Consider the following 20,951-nt stretch of genomic DNA (forward strand, 5'->3'; position numbering starts at 1 on the left):
TAGGGAGAAGAGCGTGGCGGTCACCGATGCGGCCATCGACAAGATCAAGCAGATGATCCTCTCCGGGGAGCTGGCCCCCGGCGACCGGCTGCCTAAAGAGGCCGACCTGGCCGAACGGCTCGGCCTGTCACGCAACTCGCTGCGCGAGGCCGTCCGCGCGCTGTCGCTGATCAACGTGCTCGACGTGCGGCAGGGCGACGGCACGTACGTCACCAGCCTGGAGCCCGGGCTGCTGCTCGACACGATGTCGTTCGTGCTCGACCTGCACCGCGACGACACCGTCATCCAGTTCTTCGAGGTGCGCCGCATCCTCGAGCCGGCCGCCACGGCGATGGCGACGGAGCAGATGTCCGACGCCGACATCGCCGAGTTGCGCGTGATCCTGGAGTCGCTGCCCGCCCGGCCCACCGTGGAGGAGCTGGTGGCCAACGACCTCCAGTTCCACCACCGCATCGCGCAGGGGTCGGGCAACAGCGTGCTGTGCTCGTTCATCGAGAGCCTGTCGGGGCCGACCACCCGCGCCCGCATCTGGCGCGGCCTCACCCAGGAGGGTGCGATGGACAAGACGCGCGAGCAGCACACCGCCATCTACGAGGCGATCGCCGCCCGCCAGGCGGACGTGGCCCGCGCGTGGGCGACCGTGCACGTGGCGGGCGTGGAGTCGTGGCTGCGCCGGGCCCTGGAGATGGACTGATCTCGTCCGCACATCGGAGGACTCCAGGACCGCCGATCAGGGAGAGCCCGAGCGGGTAGTACCGGTCCTGTGTCCGACAAACTCTCGAAATACCGGAGCAAACGCGACCCGAACCGCACCCCAGAGCCCGTCCCCGACACCCCCTCCCCCGACGGCAGCGCTGACGGCAGCGTTGACGGCAGCGTTGACGGCAGCGTTGACGGCAGCGTTGACGGCAGGGCCTTCGTGATCCAGGAGCACCACGCCCGCTCCCTCCACTGGGACCTGCGCCTGGAACGCGACGGCGTCCTCGTCTCCTGGGCCGTCCCCAAGGGCCTGCCCGCCGACCCCGACACCAACCACCTGGCCGTGCACACCGAGGACCACCCGATGGAGTACCTCACCTTCCACGGCGAGATCCCCCAGGGCGAGTACGGCGGCGGCACCATGACCGTCTGGGACACCGGCACGTACGAAACGGAGAAGTGGTCGGACCGCGAGGTCAAGGTCGTCCTGCGCGGCGAGCGGGCCTCCGGCCGGTTCGTGCTGTTCCGGACGCGCGGCAAGAACTGGATGATTCACCGCATGGGCGCGCCCGTCCGCGACCCGTTCCCGCCCCTGACGCCCATGCTCCCCACCGACCGCACCCGCCCCCCGAAGGACGTTTCGGCCTACGCCTTCGAGTTCGCGTGGGGCGGGCGCCGCCTCCTCGTCCCCATCGACGGCGGCCGCACGGACGCGGCCCGCGACCACCCGTGGCTACGCGGCCTGGCGGAGTCGTTCGGCAGCCGCACCGCCGTCCTGGACGGCGAAGTGGCCACGCTCGGCGGCGCGGAGCTCCTCGTCTTCTACGACCTCCTGTACGACGACGGCCACTCCCTCCTGACCGAGCCCTACACCACGCGGAGAGCCGCCCTGGAAGCCCTGAACCTGACCGGCCCCCACTGGCAGACCGCCCCATCCTGGCCCGGCGAGTCGGACGCGGTCCGCCGGGCGGCCCGCGAACAGGGCCTGCCCGGGGTGATCGCCAAGCGCCTGAACTCACCGTACGAACCGGGCCCGTCGAAATCCTGGCTCTTCGTCCCCTCCTGACGGCCCCACCCCGACCGATCCGTCAGCAGAAGGGCGACCAGTCCGTCAGCCCAAAGGCGGCCAACGCGTCAGCCACGTACGTCATGCTGCGGATATGGCCAGCACGCCCATGCGCGAGTTCCTGCCCCGGCACGCCGAACGAGCGGTGGTGGAAGCACTGGACGACACCAGAGTCGTCCTCGTCAACGGCGCCCGCCACTGCGGCAAGAACAGGCTGGTGAGCCGGATCGCGAAGGGCCGGGCGACCGAATGGCGCGATCTCGACAGCACGGCCACGAGGCAGGCGGCCGTCGAGGACCCGGACGGCTTCGTGGCGTTCCCCGATCTCATGGTGATCGACGAGATCCAGCGGGTTCCCGAGCTGCTGCTCGCGATCAAGTCGCAGGTGGACAACGACCCGAGGCCAGGCCGCTTCCTCCTCACCGGATCGTCCCGCCTGCTCGCCCTCAAGGACCTCCCCGACACGCTGCCGGGGCGCATGGAGACGATCGAGCTCTGGCCGTTCGCGCAGGGAGAGATCGACGGCACCGCCGATCGATTCGTCGACGCCGTCTTCGCGGAAGGGCCCGCGTTGCGGCACAACTCCGAGGTGACCAGGACGGAGTACGCCGAGCGGCTCATCCGAGGTGGCTTCCCGGAAGCGGTGGCCCGCGACAACCCCCGGCGCAGAGGGCGCTTCTTCGACTCCTACCTCGGCGATCTCATCGCCCGTGACGTGCGGCGGCTCTCGGAGATCGAGCGTGCCCCCCAGATGACGGCCCTCATCCGCCTCCTGGCCGCCCGATCCGGCCAGTTGCTCGTCGCGAACGCCCTGAGCGCCGAGCTCGGCGTGTCCGCGAGCACGGTGATCCGCTATCTCGCCCTGCTCGAAGAGGTCTTCCTCATCAAGCGGATCCCGGCCTGGTCCAGAAACCTGAGCAACCGCGCCGTGGGCACGCCGAAGGTGGCGTTCGTGGACTCCGGCGTGGCGGCGAACGTGCTCGGGACCGACGCGCGCGGGCTGGTGCGGCCCGGGGGCGCGTTCGGGCCGCTGCTGGAAGGGTTCGTGCTCATGGAGCTGGCCCGGCAGCTCACCTGGTCGGACGAGCTCGTCGATCTCTCCCATTACAGGACGAAGGACGGCGTCGAGGTGGACGCCGTGCTGGAGAACAGGCAAGGGCGCGTCGTGGGCATCGAGGTCAAGGCCGCCTCGACCGTACGGGGCGGGGATTTCAGGGGGCTGAGACACCTGGCCGACCGGCTCGGGGACGACTTCGTCGCGGGCGTGGTCCTCTACACCGGCACCCAGACCCTCCCCTTCGGCGATCGCATGCGGGCCATGCCGGTGAGCGCGCTCTGGGAGGCCGGGTAGGCCCGTCCGGCGACGGGCCCACCGCAACCGCCTCCTCGCCGGGATCATCGCCTCCCCGCCGCGAGCAACCCCTCTCCTTCCAGCTCCGCCCACAGCTCCTCGGGCACCGGGCGGGACCACAGGTCGGCGTTGCGGCGTACCTCCTCGGGGGTGCGGGCGCCCAGGACGATGGTGGTGATCGCCTCGTGCCGTAGCGGGAACGCCAGGGCCGCGTGCGGCAGGGTGACGTCGTGCCGTTCGCAGATCCCGGCGATCCGCCTGGCCCGCTCCAGCAGTTGTGCCGGCGCCGGGGCGTAGTCGTACGTGCCCGCCGGCTCGTGGGTGGCCAGGATGCCGCTGTTGAAGACCCCTGCGGCCAGCACCTTGACGCCCCGCTTCGCGCACTCGTCCAGCAGCGGCAGGCCCGACTGGTCGAGGAGGGTGTAGCGGCCGGCGAGCATGACGACGTCGATGTCGGTCTCCTGGACGAAGCGCAGCGGCACCTCCCACTGGTTCATGCCGACGCCGATGGCCCGCACCCGCCCGTCGGCGCGCAGCTCGGCCAGCGCCGGGTACGCCTCGCCGATGGCCTGGTCCGCGTGGTTGTCGGGGTCGTGGATGAGGGCGATGTCCACGGACGGGAGGCCGAGGCGTTCGAGGGATTCGTCCAGGGAGGCGCGGACGCCGGCGGCCGAGAAGTCCCACACCCGCTCCAGCTCCCCCGAGACGTCGAAGATGTCGTCGTCGTGGCCGGGGCCGGACGCCTTGGGGCGCAGCAGGCGGCCCACCTTCGTGGACAGCAGGTAGCCGGACCGGCCGGCGAGCGCGGCGCCGAGGCGGCGCTCCGACAGGCCGAGGCCGTAGTGGGGGGCGGTGTCGTAGAGGCGCACCCCGCTGTCCCAGGCCGCGTCCACCGTGGCGCGGGCCTGCTCCTCGGTGACCTCGTCGTACAGGTTGCCGATGGGCGCGCCGCCGAACCCGTGTCGGGGCAGGTCGATGGCCATCACTCGTGCACCTTTCCACCCGCGGCTGCCATCACTCGCGCGCCCTTCCACCCGCGGCTGCCATCACTCATGCACCCTTCCACCCACGACTGCCATCAGTCTTGTGCCTTTCCGCCCGCGATCCGGCTGATCATGAGGGCGATGAGGATGATCGAGCCGTAGATCACCGGCTGCCAGAAGCCGGAGACGCCGATGAGGGTGAGGATGTTCTGGACGAGGCCGATGACCAGCACGCCGGTGAGCGCGCCGAGGATCGTGCCCTTGCCGCCGTCCATGCTGACGCCGCCGATGACGGCCGCGGCGAACACCATGAAGATCCACCCGACGCCCTGGTTGTTGCCGATCGCCCCGAGGCGTCCGGTCTCCAGGATGCCGGCCAGCGCCGCGAGCGTGCCGCCCAGGATGAAGACGCCGTACAGGACGCGGTCCACCCGGATCCCGGCGGCGCGGGCGGCGTCGATGTTGCCGCCGATCGCGTACAGGGCGCGGCCGAGCCTGAGGTAGCCGAGGCCGAAGATGCCGGCGGCGAACAGCACGCCGGCGATCCAGATGGCGGCCGGCAGGCCGAGCCACATGGCGCTGCCCAGGTAGAGGATCGATTCGGGGAGCTGGAACAGCGTCTTGCCCTCGGTCGGCCCCTGGAGGAAGCCGTGCACGATGATCAGCATGGCCAGCGTGACGATGAACGCCGACAGCTGGAACCTGATGATCAGGAAACCGTTGAACGCCCCGATCGCGGCCCCGATGAGCAGCGCCAGCGGGATCACGAGCACGCCCGGCAGCCCGATGCCGAAGCCGCCGGCGGCGGCCGGGATCACCAGCATCACCGCGATGGCCGGCGCGGTGCCGACCGTGGACTCCAGCGACAGGTCGAACTTCCCGGCGATCAGGATCATCGACTCGGCCAGCACGAGCAGCGAGATCGCGGCCTGCTGCTGGAGCACGTTCGTGAGGTTGCCCGCGGTCAGGAAGGTCGGGTCGAGGAACGCGCCCACGATCAGCAGGAGCACGATCACCGGCACGAGCGTCAGGTCGCGGAACCTGGCCATCCTCAGCCGAGGGGCGGGTGCGGTCAAAGTCGTCACTCTTCCATGCCTTCCATCACGGCCACGAGCTCGTGGTCGGTCCAGCCACGTGGCACGTCCTTCACCACCCTGCCATGGAACATCACCAGCACCCTGTCGCAGATGCGCAGGTCGTCGAGCTCGTCGGAGACCACCACGGCGCCCGCGCCGCGCTCGACCGCGTCCTCGACGGCGCCGAGCAGGGCCTGCTTGGCCTTGACGTCCACGCCGGCGGTCGGGTTGATCACGACCAGCACGGTCGGGTCGTCCACGAGGGCCCGCGCGAAGACGACCTTCTGCGCGTTCCCGCCGGACAGGTCGCCGACGGGCTGGTCGGGGCCTTCGGTCTTGATGTCCAGCGCCGCGATCATCCGCTCCGCGGTGGCGCGCCGCCTGGCCGGGGAGACCAGGCCGTAGCGGCCCAGCTTGCGGGCGATCGGGAACGTGGCGTTCTCCCCGACCGACAGCAGCGGGACGAACCCCTCGTGGTGCCGGTCCTCGGGCACGAACCCGAGCCCGGCCCGTATGGCGGCGGGCACGTCGCCGGGCCGGACCCGGGTGCCGTTCACCTCGACGGTGCCGGTGTCGGGTTTGCGCAGCCCGACCAGCGTCTCGGCGAGGCCGACCTTGCCGCTGCTCGCGGACCCGGCCAGGCCGACGACTTCGCCCTCTTTGACGGAGATATCGATATCCGTGTAGCGGCCGGTGAGGCTGAGGCCCGTCCCTCGCAACACCACCCGCTCACCGGGAGTGTGCTCGCGCGCCTCGTAAGCCGCCGTGGCCTCCCCCGTCATCGCGGCCACCAGCTCGTCGTGCGGCAGGTCGGCGACCCGCCGGGTCGTGACGTGCCGGGCGTCGCGGAAGACGGTGACGCTCTGGCAGATCTCGTAGACCTCGTCGAGGTGGTGGGAGATGTACATCATCGTGACGCCCTGCTCGCGCAGCGACCGCATGCGCGCGAACAGCCGCTCGATGGCCGGGCCGTCGAGGCGGGCGGTCGGCTCGTCGAGGATGATGAAGCGCGCCCCGAACGACAGCGCGCGGGCGATCTCCACGAGCTGCCGCTGCTCCACGCTGAGGTCGCCGGCCAACGCCTGCGCGTCGACGTCCACCTCGTACGTGTCCAGCACCTCGCGCGCCCTGGCCCGCAGCCGGCGCCAGTTGATCCTGGCGTGGCCGTCGGACTGCCGGTTGAGGAACAGGTTCTCGGCGACGGTGAGCGCCGGGATGATCGTGGACTTCTGGTAGACGCAGGCCACCCGCTGCCGCCAGGCGTCACGGTCGGCCAGGGCGGGCGCGGCCTGCCCCGAGAACCGCACCTCGCCCTCGTCCGGCCGCTGCAGCCCGGTCAGGATCGACACGAGCGTCGACTTGCCCGCGCCGTTCCTGCCCACGAGCGCGTGCGTCTCACCCTCGGCGATCTCGATCTTCGCGCCGTTCAGCGCGGTGGTCGGGCCGAAGCGTTTGACCACGTTCCGGGCTTCGACGTGAATGTTCATCTACTTGACCTGGTTGCCCCAGAGGGCCTTGTCGTCCACGTTCTCCTTGGTCACCAGCGGCGCCGGGAGCTGGTCCTCCAGTCCGTTGGGGAGCTGGATGATCGTGCTGTCGTGGTCGGTCGGGCCTGGCTTGAACGTCTTGCCCTCCGCCGCGGCCTTGGCGTAGAAGAGGGCGTACTTGGCGTAAAGGTCGGCCGGCTGCGACACCGTCGCGTCGATGTCGCCCTTGCGGATCGCCTCGAACTCCTGAGGGATCCCGTCATTGGAGATCACGAAGATGTGCTTGGGGTCGTCCGGCGGGACCAGCAGGCCCTTCTGCTTGAGCACCTGCAACGTCGGCGCCAGGTGCACGCCGCCCGCGTGCATGTAGATGCCCTTGATGTCCGGGTTCTGCTCCAGGCGGGTCTGCAGCATGGACGCCGCCTTGCTGCCCTCCCAGTCGGTCGGCTCGCTGAACACCGTGATGCCGGGGAACTTCGCCTTCATGCACTCCAGGAACGCCTCCGACCTGTCACGGCCGTTGATCGAGCTGAGCGCACCCTGGAGCTGCACCACCTTGCCCTTGCCGCCGAGCTTCTCGCCGAGGAACTCGCACGCCTTCGTGCCGTACGCGCGGTTGTCCGCACGGACGACCATGTAGACCTTGCCCTTGTCCGGACGGGTGTCCACGGTGACGACCGGGATCTTCTTGTTCTCCAGCTGCTGGAGCGTGTTGGCGATGGCGCCGGTGTCCTGAGGGGCCATGACGATGACCTTCGCGCCCTGGCCGATCAGCGCCTGCACGTTGTTGACCAGCTTGGCCACGTCGTTCTGCGAGTTCGTGGCGGGCATGAGGTCCACCTTGAGCTCGCCGGCCATCTGCGGGACGTACTTGATGTAGGAGTTCCAGAAGTCGGAGTCGGCACGCGGATGGTCGATGCCGACCTTGCCGCCGCCGCTTCCTGCTCCCGTCGTGGTGCCTGAGCCACACGCGGTCACGACCGCCAAGAGGGCCGCTGCCGCGACCGCCCGTCCGAACTTCATTGGGGGGTACCTTCCTTAGTAGCGTGGCCCTCAGTTGGTGGGCCGGAGCCGTAGCCCCTGCATGCCGCCGTCCACCGCGAGCGCGGTGCCGGTGGTCGAGGCGGACTCGGGGCCGGCGAGGTAGGCGATCGCCGCGGCCACCTCCTCCGCGGTGACCAGGCGGCCCATCGGCTGCCTGGCGTTGAGCGCCGCCCGCTCCGCCTCCGGGTCGTCGGCCGCGGCCAGCAGCCTGCCCACCCACGGCGTGTCGGCGGTGCCCGGATTGACGCAGTTGACGCGAATGCCCTCACGGATGTGGTCCGCCGCCATCGCCAGCGTCAGCGACAGCACCGCGCCCTTCGTAGCGCTGTAGAGCGCCCGCTGCGGCAGCCCCGCGGTGGCCGCGATCGAGCACGTGTTCACGATCGCCGCGTGCTCCGACCTCCTCAGGTACGGCAGCGCCGCCCGCGCCACCCGGACCATGCCGAGCACGTTGACGTCGAACACCCGGTGCCACTCGCTGTCCGGGTTGTCCTCGATGGTGCCCTGCGCGCCGATGCCCGCGTTGTTCACCAGCACGTCGATGCCGCCCAGCCGCTCGGCCGCCTCGGCCACCGCCGCGCGTACCTGCGCGTCGTCGGTGACGTCGGCCTTGATGCCGATGAACGGCTCACCCGGCGGGTTGAGGTCGAGACAGGCCACCGTCATGCCGCGCCCGGCCAGCGCCCGCGCCGCCGCCAGCCCGATCCCGGACCCGCCGCCGGTCACCACCGCTTTCAGGCTCACGCCTCATCCCTCCAGACCTCGCCACCCGGATACGTGTGGGCGGCGATCGACTCCGCGTGCATTTCCGCGCTGAACCCCGGCCTCGACGGCGCCACGTACCGGCCGTCGCGGATCACCACCGGGTCCACGAAGTGCTCGTGCAGGTGGTCGACGTACTCGATCACGCGGCCCTCCATCGACCCCGTGACCGCCACGAAGTCGAACATCGACAGGTGCTGCACCAGCTCGCACAGCCCCACCCCGCCCGCGTGCGGGCACACCGGCACGCCGAACTTGGCCGCCAGCAGCAGGATCGCCAGGTTCTCGTTGACCCCGCCGACGCGGGCCGAGTCGATCTGCACGTACGAGATGGCCTCGGCCTGAAGGAGCTGCTTGAACACGATGCGGTTCTGGACGTGCTCGCCCGTCGCCACCGGCACCGGCGCGATGCCCCTGGCGATGGCGGCGTGCCCGAGCACGTCGTCGGGGCTCGTCGGCTCCTCCACCCAGTGCGGCCTGAACTCGCTCAGCGCGCCGACCCACTCGATGGCCGAGCCGACGTCCCAGCGCTGGTTCGCGTCGATCGCGATCGGGAAGTCGGGCCCGCACACCTCGCGCGCCACCCTGAACCGCCGCCGGTCGTCCTCCAGATCGGCGCCGACCTTCAGCTTGATCTGCCCGAACCCCTGCTCCAGCGCCTCCTTGCAGAGCCGCCGCAGCTTCTCGTCGTCGTAGCCGAGCCAGCCCGGAGACGTCGTGTACGCCGGATAGCCCTCCCGGACCAGCCGCTCGATCCGCTCGCCCTTGCCGGCCTCGTTCCGCCTCAGGATCTCAAGGGCCTCGTCCCTGGTCAGCGCGTCGCTCAGGTACCGGAAGTCGATCAGCTCGACGATCTCCTCCGGCGTCATCTCCGCCAGCAGCCGCCACAACGGCAGGCCCGCCCGCTTCGCCTTGAGGTCCCACAGGGCGTTGACCACGGCGGAGATCGCCATGTGCATGACGCCCTTCTCCGGGCCCAGCCAGCGCAGCTGCGAGTCGCCCACCATCTCGCGGTACAGGGCCCCGAGGTCCTCGACGTCCCTGCCCACCACGTACGGCTCCAGGGCGCTGATGGCCGTGGTCTGGATGTCGTTGCCGCGGCCGATCGTGAACGCGAAGCCGTGCCCCTCGTACCCGTCGTCCGTCCTGAGCACCACGTACGCGGCGGAGTAGTCGGGGTCGGGGTTCATCGCGTCGGAGCCGTCCAGCTCCCGCGAGGTCGGGAACCGCACGTCGTGCGTCTCCATTCCCACGATCCGGTACGACCCGCCCCGGCGATCCCCGCCGGCCGTGGAGGCGTCCATCGCCGCCGTCATGCCTGCCCCACCGTCTGCCGCTGCCGCCCCAGCCCTTCGATCTCCAGCTCCATCACGTCACCGGCCCGCAGGTACGGCTGCCCCGGCATGCCCATGGCGACACCCGCCGGCGTCCCGGTGTTGATCACGTCGCCGGGCTCCAGCACCATGAACTGGCTCAGGTACCGCACCACCTCGGCCACGTCGAAGATCATGTTCTTGGTGTCGCCGTCCTGCCGCAGCTCCCCGTTCACCCAGAGCCGCATCGGCAACGCCTGCGGATCACCTACCTCGTCGGCCGTCACCAGCCACGGGCCCAGCGGGTTGAACGTCTCGCACGACTTCCCCTTGTCCCACTGTCCGCCCCGCTCCAGCTGGAACTCCCGCTCGGAGACATCGTTGGAGATCGCGTACCCGGCGATCACGCCGAGCGCCTCCTCCCGGCTGCCGAGGTAACGGGCCTCCTGCCCGATGACCACGGCCAGCTCCACCTCCCAGTCGGTCTTCACGCTGCCCCGCGGCACGAGCACCTCGTCGTACGGACCGACCATCGTGTTGCCGGCCTTCATGAACACGACGGGCTCGGCCGGAACCGCGGCACCGGACTCGGCGGCGTGATCGCTGTAGTTCAGGCCGATGCAGACGATCTTCCCGGGCCGCGCGATCGGCGCCCCGACCCGCACCCCCTCGGCCTCGACGACCGGCAGATCACCGCGCTCCAGCGCCGCACGCACCCGCGCCACTCCCCCGGAGGCGAGGAAAGCCCCGTCGATCTCCGGTTCTCCGATGTCGCGCAGGTTACCGGCATCGTCCATGACCACCGGCCGCTCCTGGCCGGCGGGTCCCACTCGCAGCAGCTTCACACCGCATCCTTCTTATCTATACATCGGATGTCTCGTTTCAAGATGCTGGTGCTGCCGCGTGGCATGTGTCAAGGCCATCTCCCCGCATACCTCCGATCCCTGACCACGACAAACCCCCGCAAGCTCCCCCCGCCACCTCGTGAACCCACTTAACAACCCCGACCACCCCCTTTCACGCGACCGAAACCCCGTCCCCCAATACATCGGACCACAAACCCTCCTGACCCACCATCCCCTTCAACCCCACCACTCAGGTTCCTCATGCAGGGGTCGGAGGGCTGGGACTCACCACGGGAGTCGGGCGCGCCGAGGGACGGGAGCCGACAAGGCAAGGACGCCAGGCAGGAAGCCGTGAGACCGGGACCCGCGAGGCAGCCGCGCGCACACCAAGACCGCTCAGACAGAAGCCCAGGCAGCACCCCAAGCAGGAGCCCAAACAGGACTGAAGCGGGGGCGCAGACGGGGACAGGCACGAGCCACGGCGGTAAGACACGGAGGCGGGAGGTGCGGGCCGCCGCGCACGACGCAGAGGCCGGACACGGAGGCCGGAGGCACGACCGCCACACAGGACACAGAGGCGGGAGGACACGGAGGCAGGGAGGACGCGGACCGGCGGGAGGACATGGACCGGCGGGAGAGCATGGACCGGCGGGAGAACACGGACCCGCGACGAGGGCGACCTCGATGACCGAGGTTGGTGGGATAAGTGCAGGCCAGAGGCGATTTAGGGCAGAACTCATCAGGAACGATCGATGCCCGTCCTTGACGACCGTACAGCGCCGTAATAGAACACGTTTCAGATAGGCCTAACCAAGCGCTTGATCAAGAGGTGACCCGCGTGCACATCGACCTTGTCGACAGGGACATTTACGCGAACGCCGGCCCACCCCACGACCAGCTCGCCTGGCTACGCGCGCACTCCCCCATCCACTGGCACGAGGGCGACCCCGGGTTCTGGGCCGTGACGCGCTACGAGGACGTCGTGCACGTGTCACGGCACTCCGACCTCTTCTCCTCCCACCGTAAGCTCGCCCTCTTCGAAGACCTCCCCGAGGACCAGATCGCCCTCCAGCGCCTCATGATGCTCAACCAGGACCCGCCCGAGCACACGAGGCGCCGCTCGCTGGTCAACCGCGGCTTCACCCCCCGCACGATCGGCGCACTCGAACAGCACATCCGCGACATCTGCGACGACCTCCTCGACAAGCTGACCGGCGAGATCGACTTCGTCACCGAAGTCGCCGCGCCCCTGCCCCTCTACGTGATCTGCGAGCTGCTCGGCGCCCCGGCAACCGACCGCGACAAGCTGTTCAACTGGTCGAACCGCATGATCGGCTCCCAGGACCCCGACTACGCCGCCAGCCCCGAAGAGGGCTCCGGCGCCGCCATGGAGGTCTACGCCTACGCCAACCAGCTCGCCGCCCAGCGCAAGGCCAACCCCAAGAACGACATCGTCACCAAGCTCCTCCAGCCGGACGAGCACGGCGAAACTCTCAGCGAGGACGAGTTCGACCTCTTCGTCCTCCTCCTGGTGGTGGCCGGCAACGAGACCACCCGCAACGGGGCCTCCGGCGGCATGCTCGCGCTCTTCGAGCACCCCGACCAGTGGGCCCGGCTCGTCGCCGACCCGACCCTCGCGAAGACGGCCGCGGACGAGATCGTCCGCTGGGTCTCCCCCGTCAACCTCTTCAGACGCACCTCGACCACCGACCAGGTGCTGGGCGGCCAGGAGATCAAGGAGAACGACAAGGTCGTGGTCTTCTACTCCTCCGCCAACCGCGACTCCTCCGTCTTCCCCAACGCCGACACCTTCGACATCGGCCGCGACCCCAACCCCCACATCGGCTTCGGCGGGGGCGGGGCCCACTTCTGCCTGGGCAACCACCTCGCCAAGCTCGAACTCCGCGTCCTCTTCGAGCAACTGGCCCGCCGCCACCCCCGCCTCCGCCAGACAGGCGAGGCCCGACGCCTGCGCTCCAACTTCATCAACGGCATCAAGGAACTGCCCGTGACCATCGGCTGATCATCTGTCTGGTGCTCTGTTGAGGAGCACGAATGCGGGGCCACCTGTCCGACCCAAGGACTGTGAGTGATCGTCATCGTCGGTGGCGGGATCACGAACTCTCCGGGCGGCACGGCTAGGCAGGTCGACGGCACAGGTCGAGGAGGCGGTCAGCGCGACGGATGGGTGACTCGCGCCGAGAACCCACGTTGAAAGCGTGGTCTGACGGCGCGAGGCGAGGGCCGGGGCCGGCGACACGAGATCAGGGCGTGGGTCGGGGGGTGCGAGACAAGGGGACGGGACGAGGGCGTGCGTGAGTCTAGGGCGAGAGCGAGACGCGAGGACGAGACACGGCCCGAGGACACGGCCCGAGGACACGGCCCGTGGGTGCGGCCCGTGAGTGCGGGGCGAGGGAGGGTAAGCGGTAGCGGCGGCTGCGGCGGGCGGCGCGGATGCGGCTCAGGATGCGGATCGTGCGTTGCGGGCTCGGTTGCCAGCCGGATTCGATCAGGGCGTTCGCCACGTGTTGCAGGAGGTCGGCGATCTGGCCGGGGATGACGTCTCGGCGGACGGCGATCACGCGCCACCCACGCCGGCGCAGCTCCTCGCGGCGGTCTGTGTCGTGCTGCTGGTCGGCGGGTGACGTGTGGTGCTCCTGGCCGTCGTACTCCACGGCGACCTTGAACTCCTCCCAGCCCAGGTCGAGATAGGCGAACCGGTCATCGCCCAGGTCCACCCTGATCTGGGTGGTGGGTCTGGGGAGGCCCCCGTCGGTCAGGATGACTCTGAGCCAGCTCTCCCTCGGAGAGGCCGCGCCTCGGTCGACGAGGCTGAGGGTTTCCCGGAGGCCCCAGGTGTTGAGCGGACGGTGCCACAGCGCCTCGAGGTCCACGCCCCGGCGGGCGAACTGGTCGAGGGTGGCCACGGCAACCATGCGCGGCAGCCAGCGGGCGCAGTCGAGGGCCGTGCGGTCCATGGTGGTGAGACGAACGCCCTGGTGCTCGGTGATGTCCTCTTCGGGGAGAGGTGCCGGGTAGGTGACGCAGCCGGGGATCGCGAGATCACTCGGGGCGATCAACTCCACCGGCCACTCCTCCTCCGGCGTGGAGAGCGTTTTGACCCCCCAGATGTGGGCCGCCGTCTGACGGCAGACGACGGCCTCCGGCACTGCCCGGGTCGCCCGGCGGGCACGCTTCAGGAGGGAGAGCGATGCGGCAGGCGTGCCCGATGACGAACGCTGGGACGGCGAGTCGGGCGACGGCTGCGACGGCGAGGGCGGCCGAGGCTGGGACTGCGCGAACGAACGCGGGCGCGCCGAAGGCGGCGGCGCGGGTGCCAGGAGCGGAGGCGTCAGCGGCGAGGCAACGGGCGTGCCCCGCAGCGACGGCTGGGATGACGAGAGCGGCGGAGGCGAGGGCGGGGGTGGCGGAGGTGAGGGTGGGGGTGTCGGTGAGGTCATGGTGGGAGGGTGCCTCAGCCACGCTCAGCCGGCAGGCGCCGAACACGGTTCTGTGGATGAGGGAGCTTGTCCACAGACGAACGGGATGGCGCCCGCATGGTTCGGCCCCGGTTTCGCGCTCCACGCCGGGCCGGCTGCTTCGAAGGCGCGCCCCCTGAGAGATGTTCCGAAGGCGTGCCCTCCCTTGAAGATGCTGGGAGGACGCGCCCTCCCTTAGGGCGGCTCCGAGGGCGTGCCGTCCCGAAGGGATGCTCCGAAGGGCGTCCCCTCCCTGAAGGGCGAGAGTGACGAGAATCACAGGGCGGGGAGCGCTGCCCCGGCGAGGTCAGGGCCAGGAGCTGTCGTCGTGGGGGTCGCCGCCGTCCGTGAGGAGCCGCAGGTCGGCCTCCACCATCATGGCCACCAGTTCGTCGAACGACACCCGGGGCTCCCAGCCGAGCTGCGCCCGCGCCTTCTTCGGGTCGGCGCACAGCAGGTCGACCTCGGCGGGGCGGTGGAGGGTCTGGTCGGTGACGACGTACTGCTCCCAGTCCAGGCCGGCGGCGTCGAAGGCGGCCTGCACCAGTTCCCTGACCGACTTCATGCGGCCGGTGCCGATGACGTAGTCCTCGGGCTTGTCGGCCTGGAGCATCAGGTGCATGGCCTGGACGTAGTCGCCGGCGTAGCCCCAGTCGCGGCGGGCCTCCAGGTTGCCGAGCCGCAGCTCGGTGGCCAGGCCGAGCTTGATGCGGGCCACCCCGAGCGAGACCTTCCTGGTGACGAACTCGGCGCCGCGCCGCGGCGACTCGTGGTTGAACAGGATGCCGGACACGGCGAACATGCCGTACGACTCGCGGTAGTTCTGGGTGAGGAAGTGCCCGTACGCCTTGGCGACCCCGTACGGGGAGCGGGGGTGGAAGGCGGTGCGCTCGTTCTGGGGGGTTTCGGTGACCTGGCCGAACATCTCGGAGGAGGAAGCCTGATAAAAGCGGATTTGTCCCCCACCGCCCCCAGCAGAGCCCCCAGCGCCCCCAGCGCCCCCGCCGCCGCCGGCAGAGCTCCCAGCGCCGCCGCGCGACACGCCCGAGCACACCCGGATCGCCTCCAGCATGCGCAGCACGCCCATCCCGGTCACCTCGGCGGTGAGCTCGGCCTGCTCCCACGACATGGGCACGAACGAGATCGCTCCGAGGTTGTACACCTCGTCCGGCTGCACCCGTTCGACGGCGGAGATCAGCGACCCCTGGTCGAGGAGATCACCGCGCACCACGCGGACGTCGGCGAGCAGCTTGCGCATGCGCGACACGCGCGGGTTCGCCTGTCCCCGGGCCAGCCCCCAGACCTCGTACCCCTGCTGGAGCAGGTGCTCCGCCAGGTAGGAACCGTCCTGGCCGGTGATGCCGGTGATCAGAGCGCGCCTGGCCAAGGGGTCCTCCAACTATCGCCTGCCCTGTCCCTTTGAGACGGGAATGTACAGCTAAGCACCTCACAAGGACATCAGGCGACATAGAACACGTTCCACCGAACCACGCTCGGTTACAGCAATGTCGCAGTTCGCACGCCCTGCAACGGTCATTGTGAACAATTCCAGCCGACCTACCGAATGGTAGCCTTCTCGGACTAAGGTCATCTTTCACGGTACACGCCCGGATCCGGGCCCTACCGGCGGAGAAAGGGGTGTCCGTGCGGGAGCGAACGCTGCGGATCGCGCTTCTGTCCTACCGCAGCAAGCCCACCTGTGGCGGTCAGGGGGTCTACCTCCGCCATCTGAGCCGGGAGCTGGTCGCCCTGGGGCACCACGTGGAGGTGTTCTCCGGCCAGCCGTATCCCGAGCTGGACGAGGGCGTCATCCTCCGGAAGGTGCCCAGCCTCGACCTCTACCGCGACGAAGACCCGTTCAGAACGCCCAAGCTGCACGAATACCGCGACTGGATCGACTGGCTGGAAGTCGGCACCATGTGGACGGCCGGCTTCCCCGAGCCGCTGACGTTCACGCTGCGCGCCTACCGCGAGTTGAAGAAGCGCGTCGGCGACTTCGACGTCGTGCAGGACAACCAGACCCTCGGGTACGGCCTGCTCGGCATCCAGAAGCTGTTCCCCGTGGTCGGCACCATCCACCACCCGATCAGCGTCGACCGGCGCATCGAGCTGGAGGCCGCCGAGGGCGCCAAGAAGCTGACCATGCGCCGCTGGTACGGCTTCGTGAAGATGCAGTCGCGCGTCGCCCCCCGGCTGAGCCCGATCCTGACCGTCAGCGAGTCGTCGCTGGCCGACATCCACCGCGACTTCAACGTCCCCCAGGCGAACATGCGCCTGATCCCGCTCGGCGTCGACACCCGCTACTTCCACCCGCGCCCGGACAAGCCGAGGCGGAAGGGCTCGATCGTGGCGGTGGCCAGCGCCGACTCCCCCATGAAGGGCGTCGCGACGCTGCTGCGCGCGGTGGCGAAGCTGGCCACCGAGCGCGACGTGAACCTGACCGTCGTCAGCAAGCCCACGCCGGGCGGCCCCACCGAGCAGCTCGTGCAGGAGCTGTCGCTGCAGGACCGCGTGCGGTTCGTGCACGGCATCTCCGACGACGAGCTGGGCGAGCTGATCGCCACCTCGGAGATCTCGGTCGTGCCGTCCCTGTACGAGGGCTTCTCGCTGCCCGCCGTGGAGCACATGGCGTGCGGCACGCCGCTGGTCGCCAGCCGTACGGGCGCGCTGCCCGAGGTGGTCGGCGACGCGGCCGTCCAGGTGCCGCCGGGCGACCCGGAGGAGCTGGCCGCGGTGCTGCGCCGCCTGCACGACTCGCCGGAAGAGCGCGAGCGGGTGGGCAAGGCCGGATACGACCGGGTCATGGAGCGCTACACCTGGCACGTCGTGGCCAAGCGGACCGTCGAGGCGTACCACGAGGCCATCGAGAACCACAAGAGGAGAGTCTGACCAGTGCTGACGGTGGACTTCGCCCGGCTGCCGGTGGGCCCGGGCGTGCGCGTGCTCGACCTGGGCTGCGGCGGCGGCAGGCACGCCTTCGAGGCGCTGCGCCGGGGCGCGGACGTGGTCGCGTTCGACATGGACCAGTCGGAGCTGGACACCGTGGCGAACATGTTCACGGCCATGGACAAGGCGGGCGAGGTGCCCGACGGCGCCACCGGCGAGACGGTCCAGGGCACCGCGCTGGACATGCCGTTCGAGGACGGCAGCTTCGACCGCGTCATCGCGGCGGAGGTGCTGGAGCACATCCCCGACGACATGGCGGCCATGCGCGAGATCTTCCGGGTGCTGAAGCCGGGCGGCACGGCGGCCGTGACCGTGCCGGCCTTCCTGCCCGAGCGCATCTGCTGGGCACTGGACGAGGACTACCACACCGCTCCCGGCGGCCACGTCCGCATCTACACGCTGGCGGAGCTGTCGGCCAAGCTGAAGTCCACCGGCTTCGAGATCGGGCCGCACCACCACGCTCACGGCCTGCACGCGCCCTACTGGTGGATCAAGTGCGCGGTCGGCGTCAACAACGACGACCACCCGCTCGCCAAGGCGTACCACGAGCTGCTGGTCTGGGACATCATGAAGCGGCCCGCCGCCACCAGGATCGCCGAGGCCGTGCTCAACCCGATCATCGGCAAGAGCGTGGTCCTGTACGTCAAGAAGCCATGATCTCCCGCGAGGAGGTCGTCCGCACGGCCGAGAGCATCGCCGCGATCCAGCAGGACGACGGCGGCGTGCCCTGGCCGGAGGGCCACGTGGACGCGTGGAACCACGTCGAGTGCCTGATGGCGATGTCCGTGGCGGGTCTCGACGAGCCGGTGCGCCGCGGCTACGCCTGGCTGGCCCGCCACCAGCGCCCCGACGGCTCCTGGCCGAGCAAGATCGTCGATGGTGTGCCGTCGGAGTCGAACGGCGAGACGAACCACGCCGCCTACCTCGCCGTCGGCGTCTGGCACCACCACCTCGTCACCGGCGACCGGCGCTTCACCGAGGAGAGCTGGCCGATGGTCAAGGCCGCGCTCGACTACGTGGCGGGGCTGCAGACCGAGCGCGGCGAGATCGTCTGGGAGCGCGACGCGCACGGCACGGCCGCGACGTACGCGCTGCTGACCGGCTGCTCCTCCATCCACCAGGGGCTGCGCTGTGGCGTGCTGCTGGCCGAGCACCTGGGCGACCCGCAGCCGCACTGGGAGCTGGCCGCCGACCGGCTGGCGCACGTGCTGGCGGCCCACCCCGAGGCGTTCGCCGACAAGAGCCGCTACTCCATGGACTGGTACTACCCGGTGCTGGGCGGCGCGGTGCGCGGGCAGCAGGCGTTCGAGCTGCTGGAACGCGAGTGGGCCACGTTCGTGGTGCCGGGGCTGGGCATCCGGTGCGTCTCCGACCAGCCGTGGGTGACGGGGGCCGAGACGTGCGAGCTGGTGCTGGCGCTCGACGCGCTCGGCGACGGTGAGCGGGCCCGTACGCTCTTCGCCGACATGCAGCACCTGCGGCACGACGACGGCTCGTACTGGACGGGCTGGCAGTTCGCCAACCGCAAGCACTTCCCGCACGAGCGCTCCGGCTACACCGCCGCCGCGGTGGTCCTGGCGGCCGACGCGCTGCTCGGGCTCTCGCCGGGGGCCGGGCTGTTCCGCGACATCGTCGGGACGGCCGTGTTCGACCCGGAGGTGTGCGGCTGCGCCGCCGTACGGACGGAAGGGCTCTAAAAGCAGCGGAAGGGCTCTGAGGCGCCCGCACAACCGCTTTTGCGGGTTCTTTGCCCGCGACGTCCGGTGCGCCGCCGATGCGTCGCTCAGCGGGCTTACTAGCTTCTGAGTGACGTACGAGGCGTCTTCGGGGGAAGCGTGGGCGACACGGGCACACCATCGTTCTTGGACCAGGCCGGGACCGAGCCGACACTCTCGGAGATCAAGGGGCTGCGGCGGCTGCTCGCCAAGGGCCCGGAGGAGTCGGACCTGAGCCGGCGCAGGTTCCGGAACCGGAGCGGCACCGCACCGACGGTCTTCACGGCCTCCGAGCGTTCGTACGTGTTCGGCTACAACGCGGTGGTGTCACGAGAAGCCGAGAAGATCGAGGAGCTGCGGGAGGACCAGCGCCCCTTCGCCTACGAGGGGGCCGCGGCGGCCTGCACGGTCCTCGACCTGCTCACCCTGACCCGGGGCCGGCGCCTTCACGAGCTACTGGCCGGCCCCGCCCGGCATCACCGCCACGCCGCCTACCTGGGCGCCGGCCGCGGCTACGCGTTGCTGCGGCTGCGCCCGGCGCAGGGCGCGCGCCGGGCGCATCCGCTGCTGCGGTGGCTGGCCGTGGACGGGTTCGGCTTCCAGTGGAGCCTGGCCAGGGCCGACCGCATGGTGGGCGAGCGGACGATGCCGGACCTGCTGACGCGGGCGCACTGCGCGGTGTTCGACCAGGGGCTGGGGCGGCTGCTGTGGTACCACGAGGGGGGCGCGCCCGAGGACGTCTCGGCGCGGATCGGGGCGTATCCGATCCCGCGGCGGGCCGACCTGTGGAGCGGGGTGGGGTTCGCGGCGGCGTACACGGGCGGCGCGGAGTCCGAGGAGCTGTGGTGGCTGACCGAGCGCGCCGGGGCGGACGGGTTCCGCGCGTACCTGGCGCAGGGGTGCGCGTTCGCGGTGGCGGCGCGGCTGCGTTCGGGAGCGCCGCCGGAGCACGTGGCGCGGGCGGCGGCGATCCTGGCGGGCACGGACCCCGAGGAGGCGGCCTCGTGGACGGACCGGGCGCTGATCGCGCTCGGCCACGAGGCGCACACACATGAGGACTTCCGGAGCTGGCAGTCGCAGATCCGCCGCTCCTGGACGCGCCGCCACCACTACTGAGCGCCCAGCCTGCCCGAGCGGGTGCGGGCCCTGGCTCCCGGCGGGGTGGACGCTGTGTTCGACTGTGCGGGCGGCTCGCTGCCCGACCTCATCGCGATCGCCGGCGACCCGTCCCGGGTGGTGACGATCGCGCCCAACCGTGACGCGGCGGCCCTCGGCGTGCACATGTCGCACGGCGTGCCGGGCGGGGACGCGGCCGCCGGCTCGGCGGCCGACCCGCTGGCGGTGCACGGCCTGGCCATCGCGGCCGATCTCGCCGCGCGGGGGCGGCTGCGGGTGCCGGTCGCGGCGGCGTTCCCGCTCACCGAGGCCGCGGCCGCGCACGAGCTGAGCGAGCGCCGCCACGCGCCGGGCAGGATCGTCCTGGTGAACTGATCAGATACGGAACTGATCAGATACGGAACTGATCAGATGCCGGGCCGGACGCGCTCCAGGACGCGCAGCGAGCCGGTGACCGCCACCTCGTCGAACGCGCCGGAGTCAAGCGCCCGCCGGTAGACCCGGTACGGCGCCTGACCGCCGTCGGCCGGGTCGGGGAAGACGTCGTGGAAGACCAGCGCCCCGCCGCCCAGCACGTGCGGCGCCCAGCCCTCGTAGTCGCGGGTCACCGGCTCCTCGGAGTGGCCGCCGTCGATGAACAGCATGCCCAGCGGCGTGTTCCAGAGCGCGGCGACGCGCTCCGACCTGCCGACGATCGCGATCACCTCCTCCTCCAGCCCGGCGGCGGCGATCGTGGCGCGGAACGTCGGCAGGGAGTCCATCTTCCCGAACCGGGGGTCCATCAGCGTGGGGTCGTGGTGGGCCCAGCCGGGCTGGATCTCCTCCGAGCCCCGGTGGTGGTCCACCGTGACGACGACGGACCCGCTCTGCCGGGCGGCCGCGCCCAGGTAGATGGCCGACTTGCCGCAGTAGGTGCCGATCTCGCAGATGGGGCCGAGCTTGCCGTAGCGGCAGGCGGCCTCGAACAGGGCGAGGCCCTCTTCCGGCGGCATGAATCCCTTGGCGTGCTTCGCCGCGTAAAGCAGCTCTGACGGCATCGTCATAGCCCTGAACCCTAGCCGAACCGAAC

General features: G+C 70.4%; 18 protein-coding genes and 1 pseudogene. 9 read left to right on the forward strand and 10 right to left on the reverse strand.

Annotated features, from left to right (window positions below; genetic code table 11):
* Positions 1–13: 13 nt before the first annotated feature.
* From HCN51_RS12685 to HCN51_RS12695, 3 genes are all read left to right on the forward strand, one after another.
* Positions 14–694: a FadR/GntR family transcriptional regulator gene (locus tag HCN51_RS12685; protein WP_080045405.1), complete on the forward strand. Its 681-nt coding sequence runs from the start codon at positions 14–16 to the stop codon at positions 692–694.
* Positions 695–763: 69 nt separating this feature from the next.
* Entirely contained in the window at positions 764–1,765 is a 1,002-nt protein-coding gene (locus tag HCN51_RS62235; protein ID WP_168009865.1) for a DNA polymerase ligase N-terminal domain-containing protein, read from the forward strand.
* Positions 1,766–1,859: 94 nt separating this feature from the next.
* The gene (locus HCN51_RS12695; protein WP_206066905.1) at positions 1,860–3,116 is read left to right on the forward strand and encodes an ATP-binding protein; all 1,257 of its coding nucleotides are present in this window, start codon (positions 1,860–1,862) and stop codon (positions 3,114–3,116) included.
* A gap of 44 nt (positions 3,117–3,160) precedes the next feature.
* Here the strand turns inward: HCN51_RS12695 and HCN51_RS12700 are convergent, their stop codons facing one another.
* From HCN51_RS12700 to HCN51_RS12730, 7 genes are all read right to left on the reverse strand, one after another.
* On the reverse strand, positions 3,161–4,099 hold the full coding sequence (locus tag HCN51_RS12700; RefSeq protein WP_168009866.1) for an aldo/keto reductase: 939 nt from the start codon (positions 4,097–4,099) through the stop codon (positions 3,161–3,163).
* A 95-nt stretch (positions 4,100–4,194) separates the two neighbouring features.
* Positions 4,195–5,184, reverse strand: coding sequence for an ABC transporter permease (locus HCN51_RS12705; protein ID WP_346433623.1), 990 nt, complete (start codon positions 5,182–5,184; stop codon positions 4,195–4,197).
* Positions 5,181–6,662 (reverse strand): sugar ABC transporter ATP-binding protein, encoded by a 1,482-nt coding sequence (locus tag HCN51_RS12710; RefSeq protein WP_168009867.1) that lies wholly within the window; start codon positions 6,660–6,662, stop codon positions 5,181–5,183. The genes HCN51_RS12705 and HCN51_RS12710 overlap by 4 nt, the downstream gene beginning before the upstream one ends.
* Positions 6,663–7,685, reverse strand: a complete 1,023-nt coding sequence (locus tag HCN51_RS12715; protein WP_168009868.1) for a sugar ABC transporter substrate-binding protein — start codon at positions 7,683–7,685, stop codon at positions 6,663–6,665.
* Positions 7,686–7,715: 30 nt separating this feature from the next.
* A complete protein-coding gene (locus HCN51_RS12720; RefSeq protein ID WP_346433624.1) occupies positions 7,716–8,450 on the reverse strand; it encodes an SDR family NAD(P)-dependent oxidoreductase in 735 nt (244 codons plus the stop codon).
* A complete protein-coding gene (locus HCN51_RS12725; RefSeq protein WP_240972758.1) occupies positions 8,447–9,784 on the reverse strand; it encodes an L-fuconate dehydratase in 1,338 nt (445 codons plus the stop codon). Before HCN51_RS12725 ends, HCN51_RS12720 begins: the two co-directional genes overlap by 4 nt.
* Positions 9,781–10,626 (reverse strand): fumarylacetoacetate hydrolase family protein, encoded by an 846-nt coding sequence (locus tag HCN51_RS12730; RefSeq protein ID WP_168009869.1) that lies wholly within the window; start codon positions 10,624–10,626, stop codon positions 9,781–9,783. Before HCN51_RS12730 ends, HCN51_RS12725 begins: the two co-directional genes overlap by 4 nt.
* 838 nt (positions 10,627–11,464) lie before the next feature.
* Here HCN51_RS12730 and HCN51_RS62240 point away from each other — a divergent pair.
* Positions 11,465–12,649: a cytochrome P450 gene (locus tag HCN51_RS62240; RefSeq protein WP_080047521.1), complete on the forward strand. Its 1,185-nt coding sequence runs from the start codon at positions 11,465–11,467 to the stop codon at positions 12,647–12,649.
* A 298-nt stretch (positions 12,650–12,947) separates the two neighbouring features.
* On the opposite strand, the gene HCN51_RS12740 is transcribed toward HCN51_RS62240, so the two are convergent.
* Positions 12,948–13,712: a DUF559 domain-containing protein gene (locus HCN51_RS12740; RefSeq protein WP_168009870.1), complete on the reverse strand. Its 765-nt coding sequence runs from the start codon at positions 13,710–13,712 to the stop codon at positions 12,948–12,950.
* Between the two features lie 700 nt (positions 13,713–14,412).
* Positions 14,413–15,492, reverse strand: coding sequence for a GDP-mannose 4,6-dehydratase (locus tag HCN51_RS12745; RefSeq protein WP_168009871.1), 1,080 nt, complete (start codon positions 15,490–15,492; stop codon positions 14,413–14,415).
* A gap of 251 nt (positions 15,493–15,743) precedes the next feature.
* Here HCN51_RS12745 and HCN51_RS12750 point away from each other — a divergent pair, with 251 nt between their 5' ends.
* The 5 genes and pseudogenes from HCN51_RS12750 to HCN51_RS62925 form a co-directional block, all read left to right on the forward strand.
* Positions 15,744–16,994 (forward strand): glycosyltransferase, encoded by a 1,251-nt coding sequence (locus tag HCN51_RS12750; RefSeq protein WP_168009872.1) that lies wholly within the window; start codon positions 15,744–15,746, stop codon positions 16,992–16,994.
* Between the two features lie 3 nt (positions 16,995–16,997).
* On the forward strand, positions 16,998–17,708 hold the full coding sequence (locus HCN51_RS12755) for a class I SAM-dependent methyltransferase (protein WP_346433625.1): 711 nt from the start codon (positions 16,998–17,000) through the stop codon (positions 17,706–17,708).
* Positions 17,705–18,748 carry a glycoside hydrolase family 15 protein gene (locus HCN51_RS12760; RefSeq protein ID WP_168009873.1) on the forward strand — a complete coding sequence of 348 codons (1,044 nt, stop codon included), beginning with the start codon at positions 17,705–17,707 and terminating at the stop codon, positions 18,746–18,748. Before HCN51_RS12755 ends, HCN51_RS12760 begins: the two co-directional genes overlap by 4 nt.
* 165 nt (positions 18,749–18,913) lie before the next feature.
* The gene (locus tag HCN51_RS12765) at positions 18,914–19,882 is read left to right on the forward strand and encodes a DUF1702 family protein (RefSeq protein ID WP_168009874.1); all 969 of its coding nucleotides are present in this window, start codon (positions 18,914–18,916) and stop codon (positions 19,880–19,882) included.
* Between the two features lie 9 nt (positions 19,883–19,891).
* A pseudogene (locus HCN51_RS62925) lies at positions 19,892–20,257 on the forward strand (zinc-binding dehydrogenase); the annotation flags it as partial.
* A 32-nt stretch (positions 20,258–20,289) separates the two neighbouring features.
* Here HCN51_RS62925 and HCN51_RS12775 read toward each other — a convergent pair.
* A complete protein-coding gene (locus HCN51_RS12775) occupies positions 20,290–20,919 on the reverse strand; it encodes a class I SAM-dependent methyltransferase (RefSeq protein ID WP_168009943.1) in 630 nt (209 codons plus the stop codon).
* Between the last annotated feature and the right edge of the window lie 32 nt (positions 20,920–20,951).

The organism is Nonomuraea composti (genome assembly GCF_012034275.1).
Lineage (GTDB): Bacteria > Actinomycetota > Actinomycetes > Streptosporangiales > Streptosporangiaceae > Nonomuraea > Nonomuraea composti.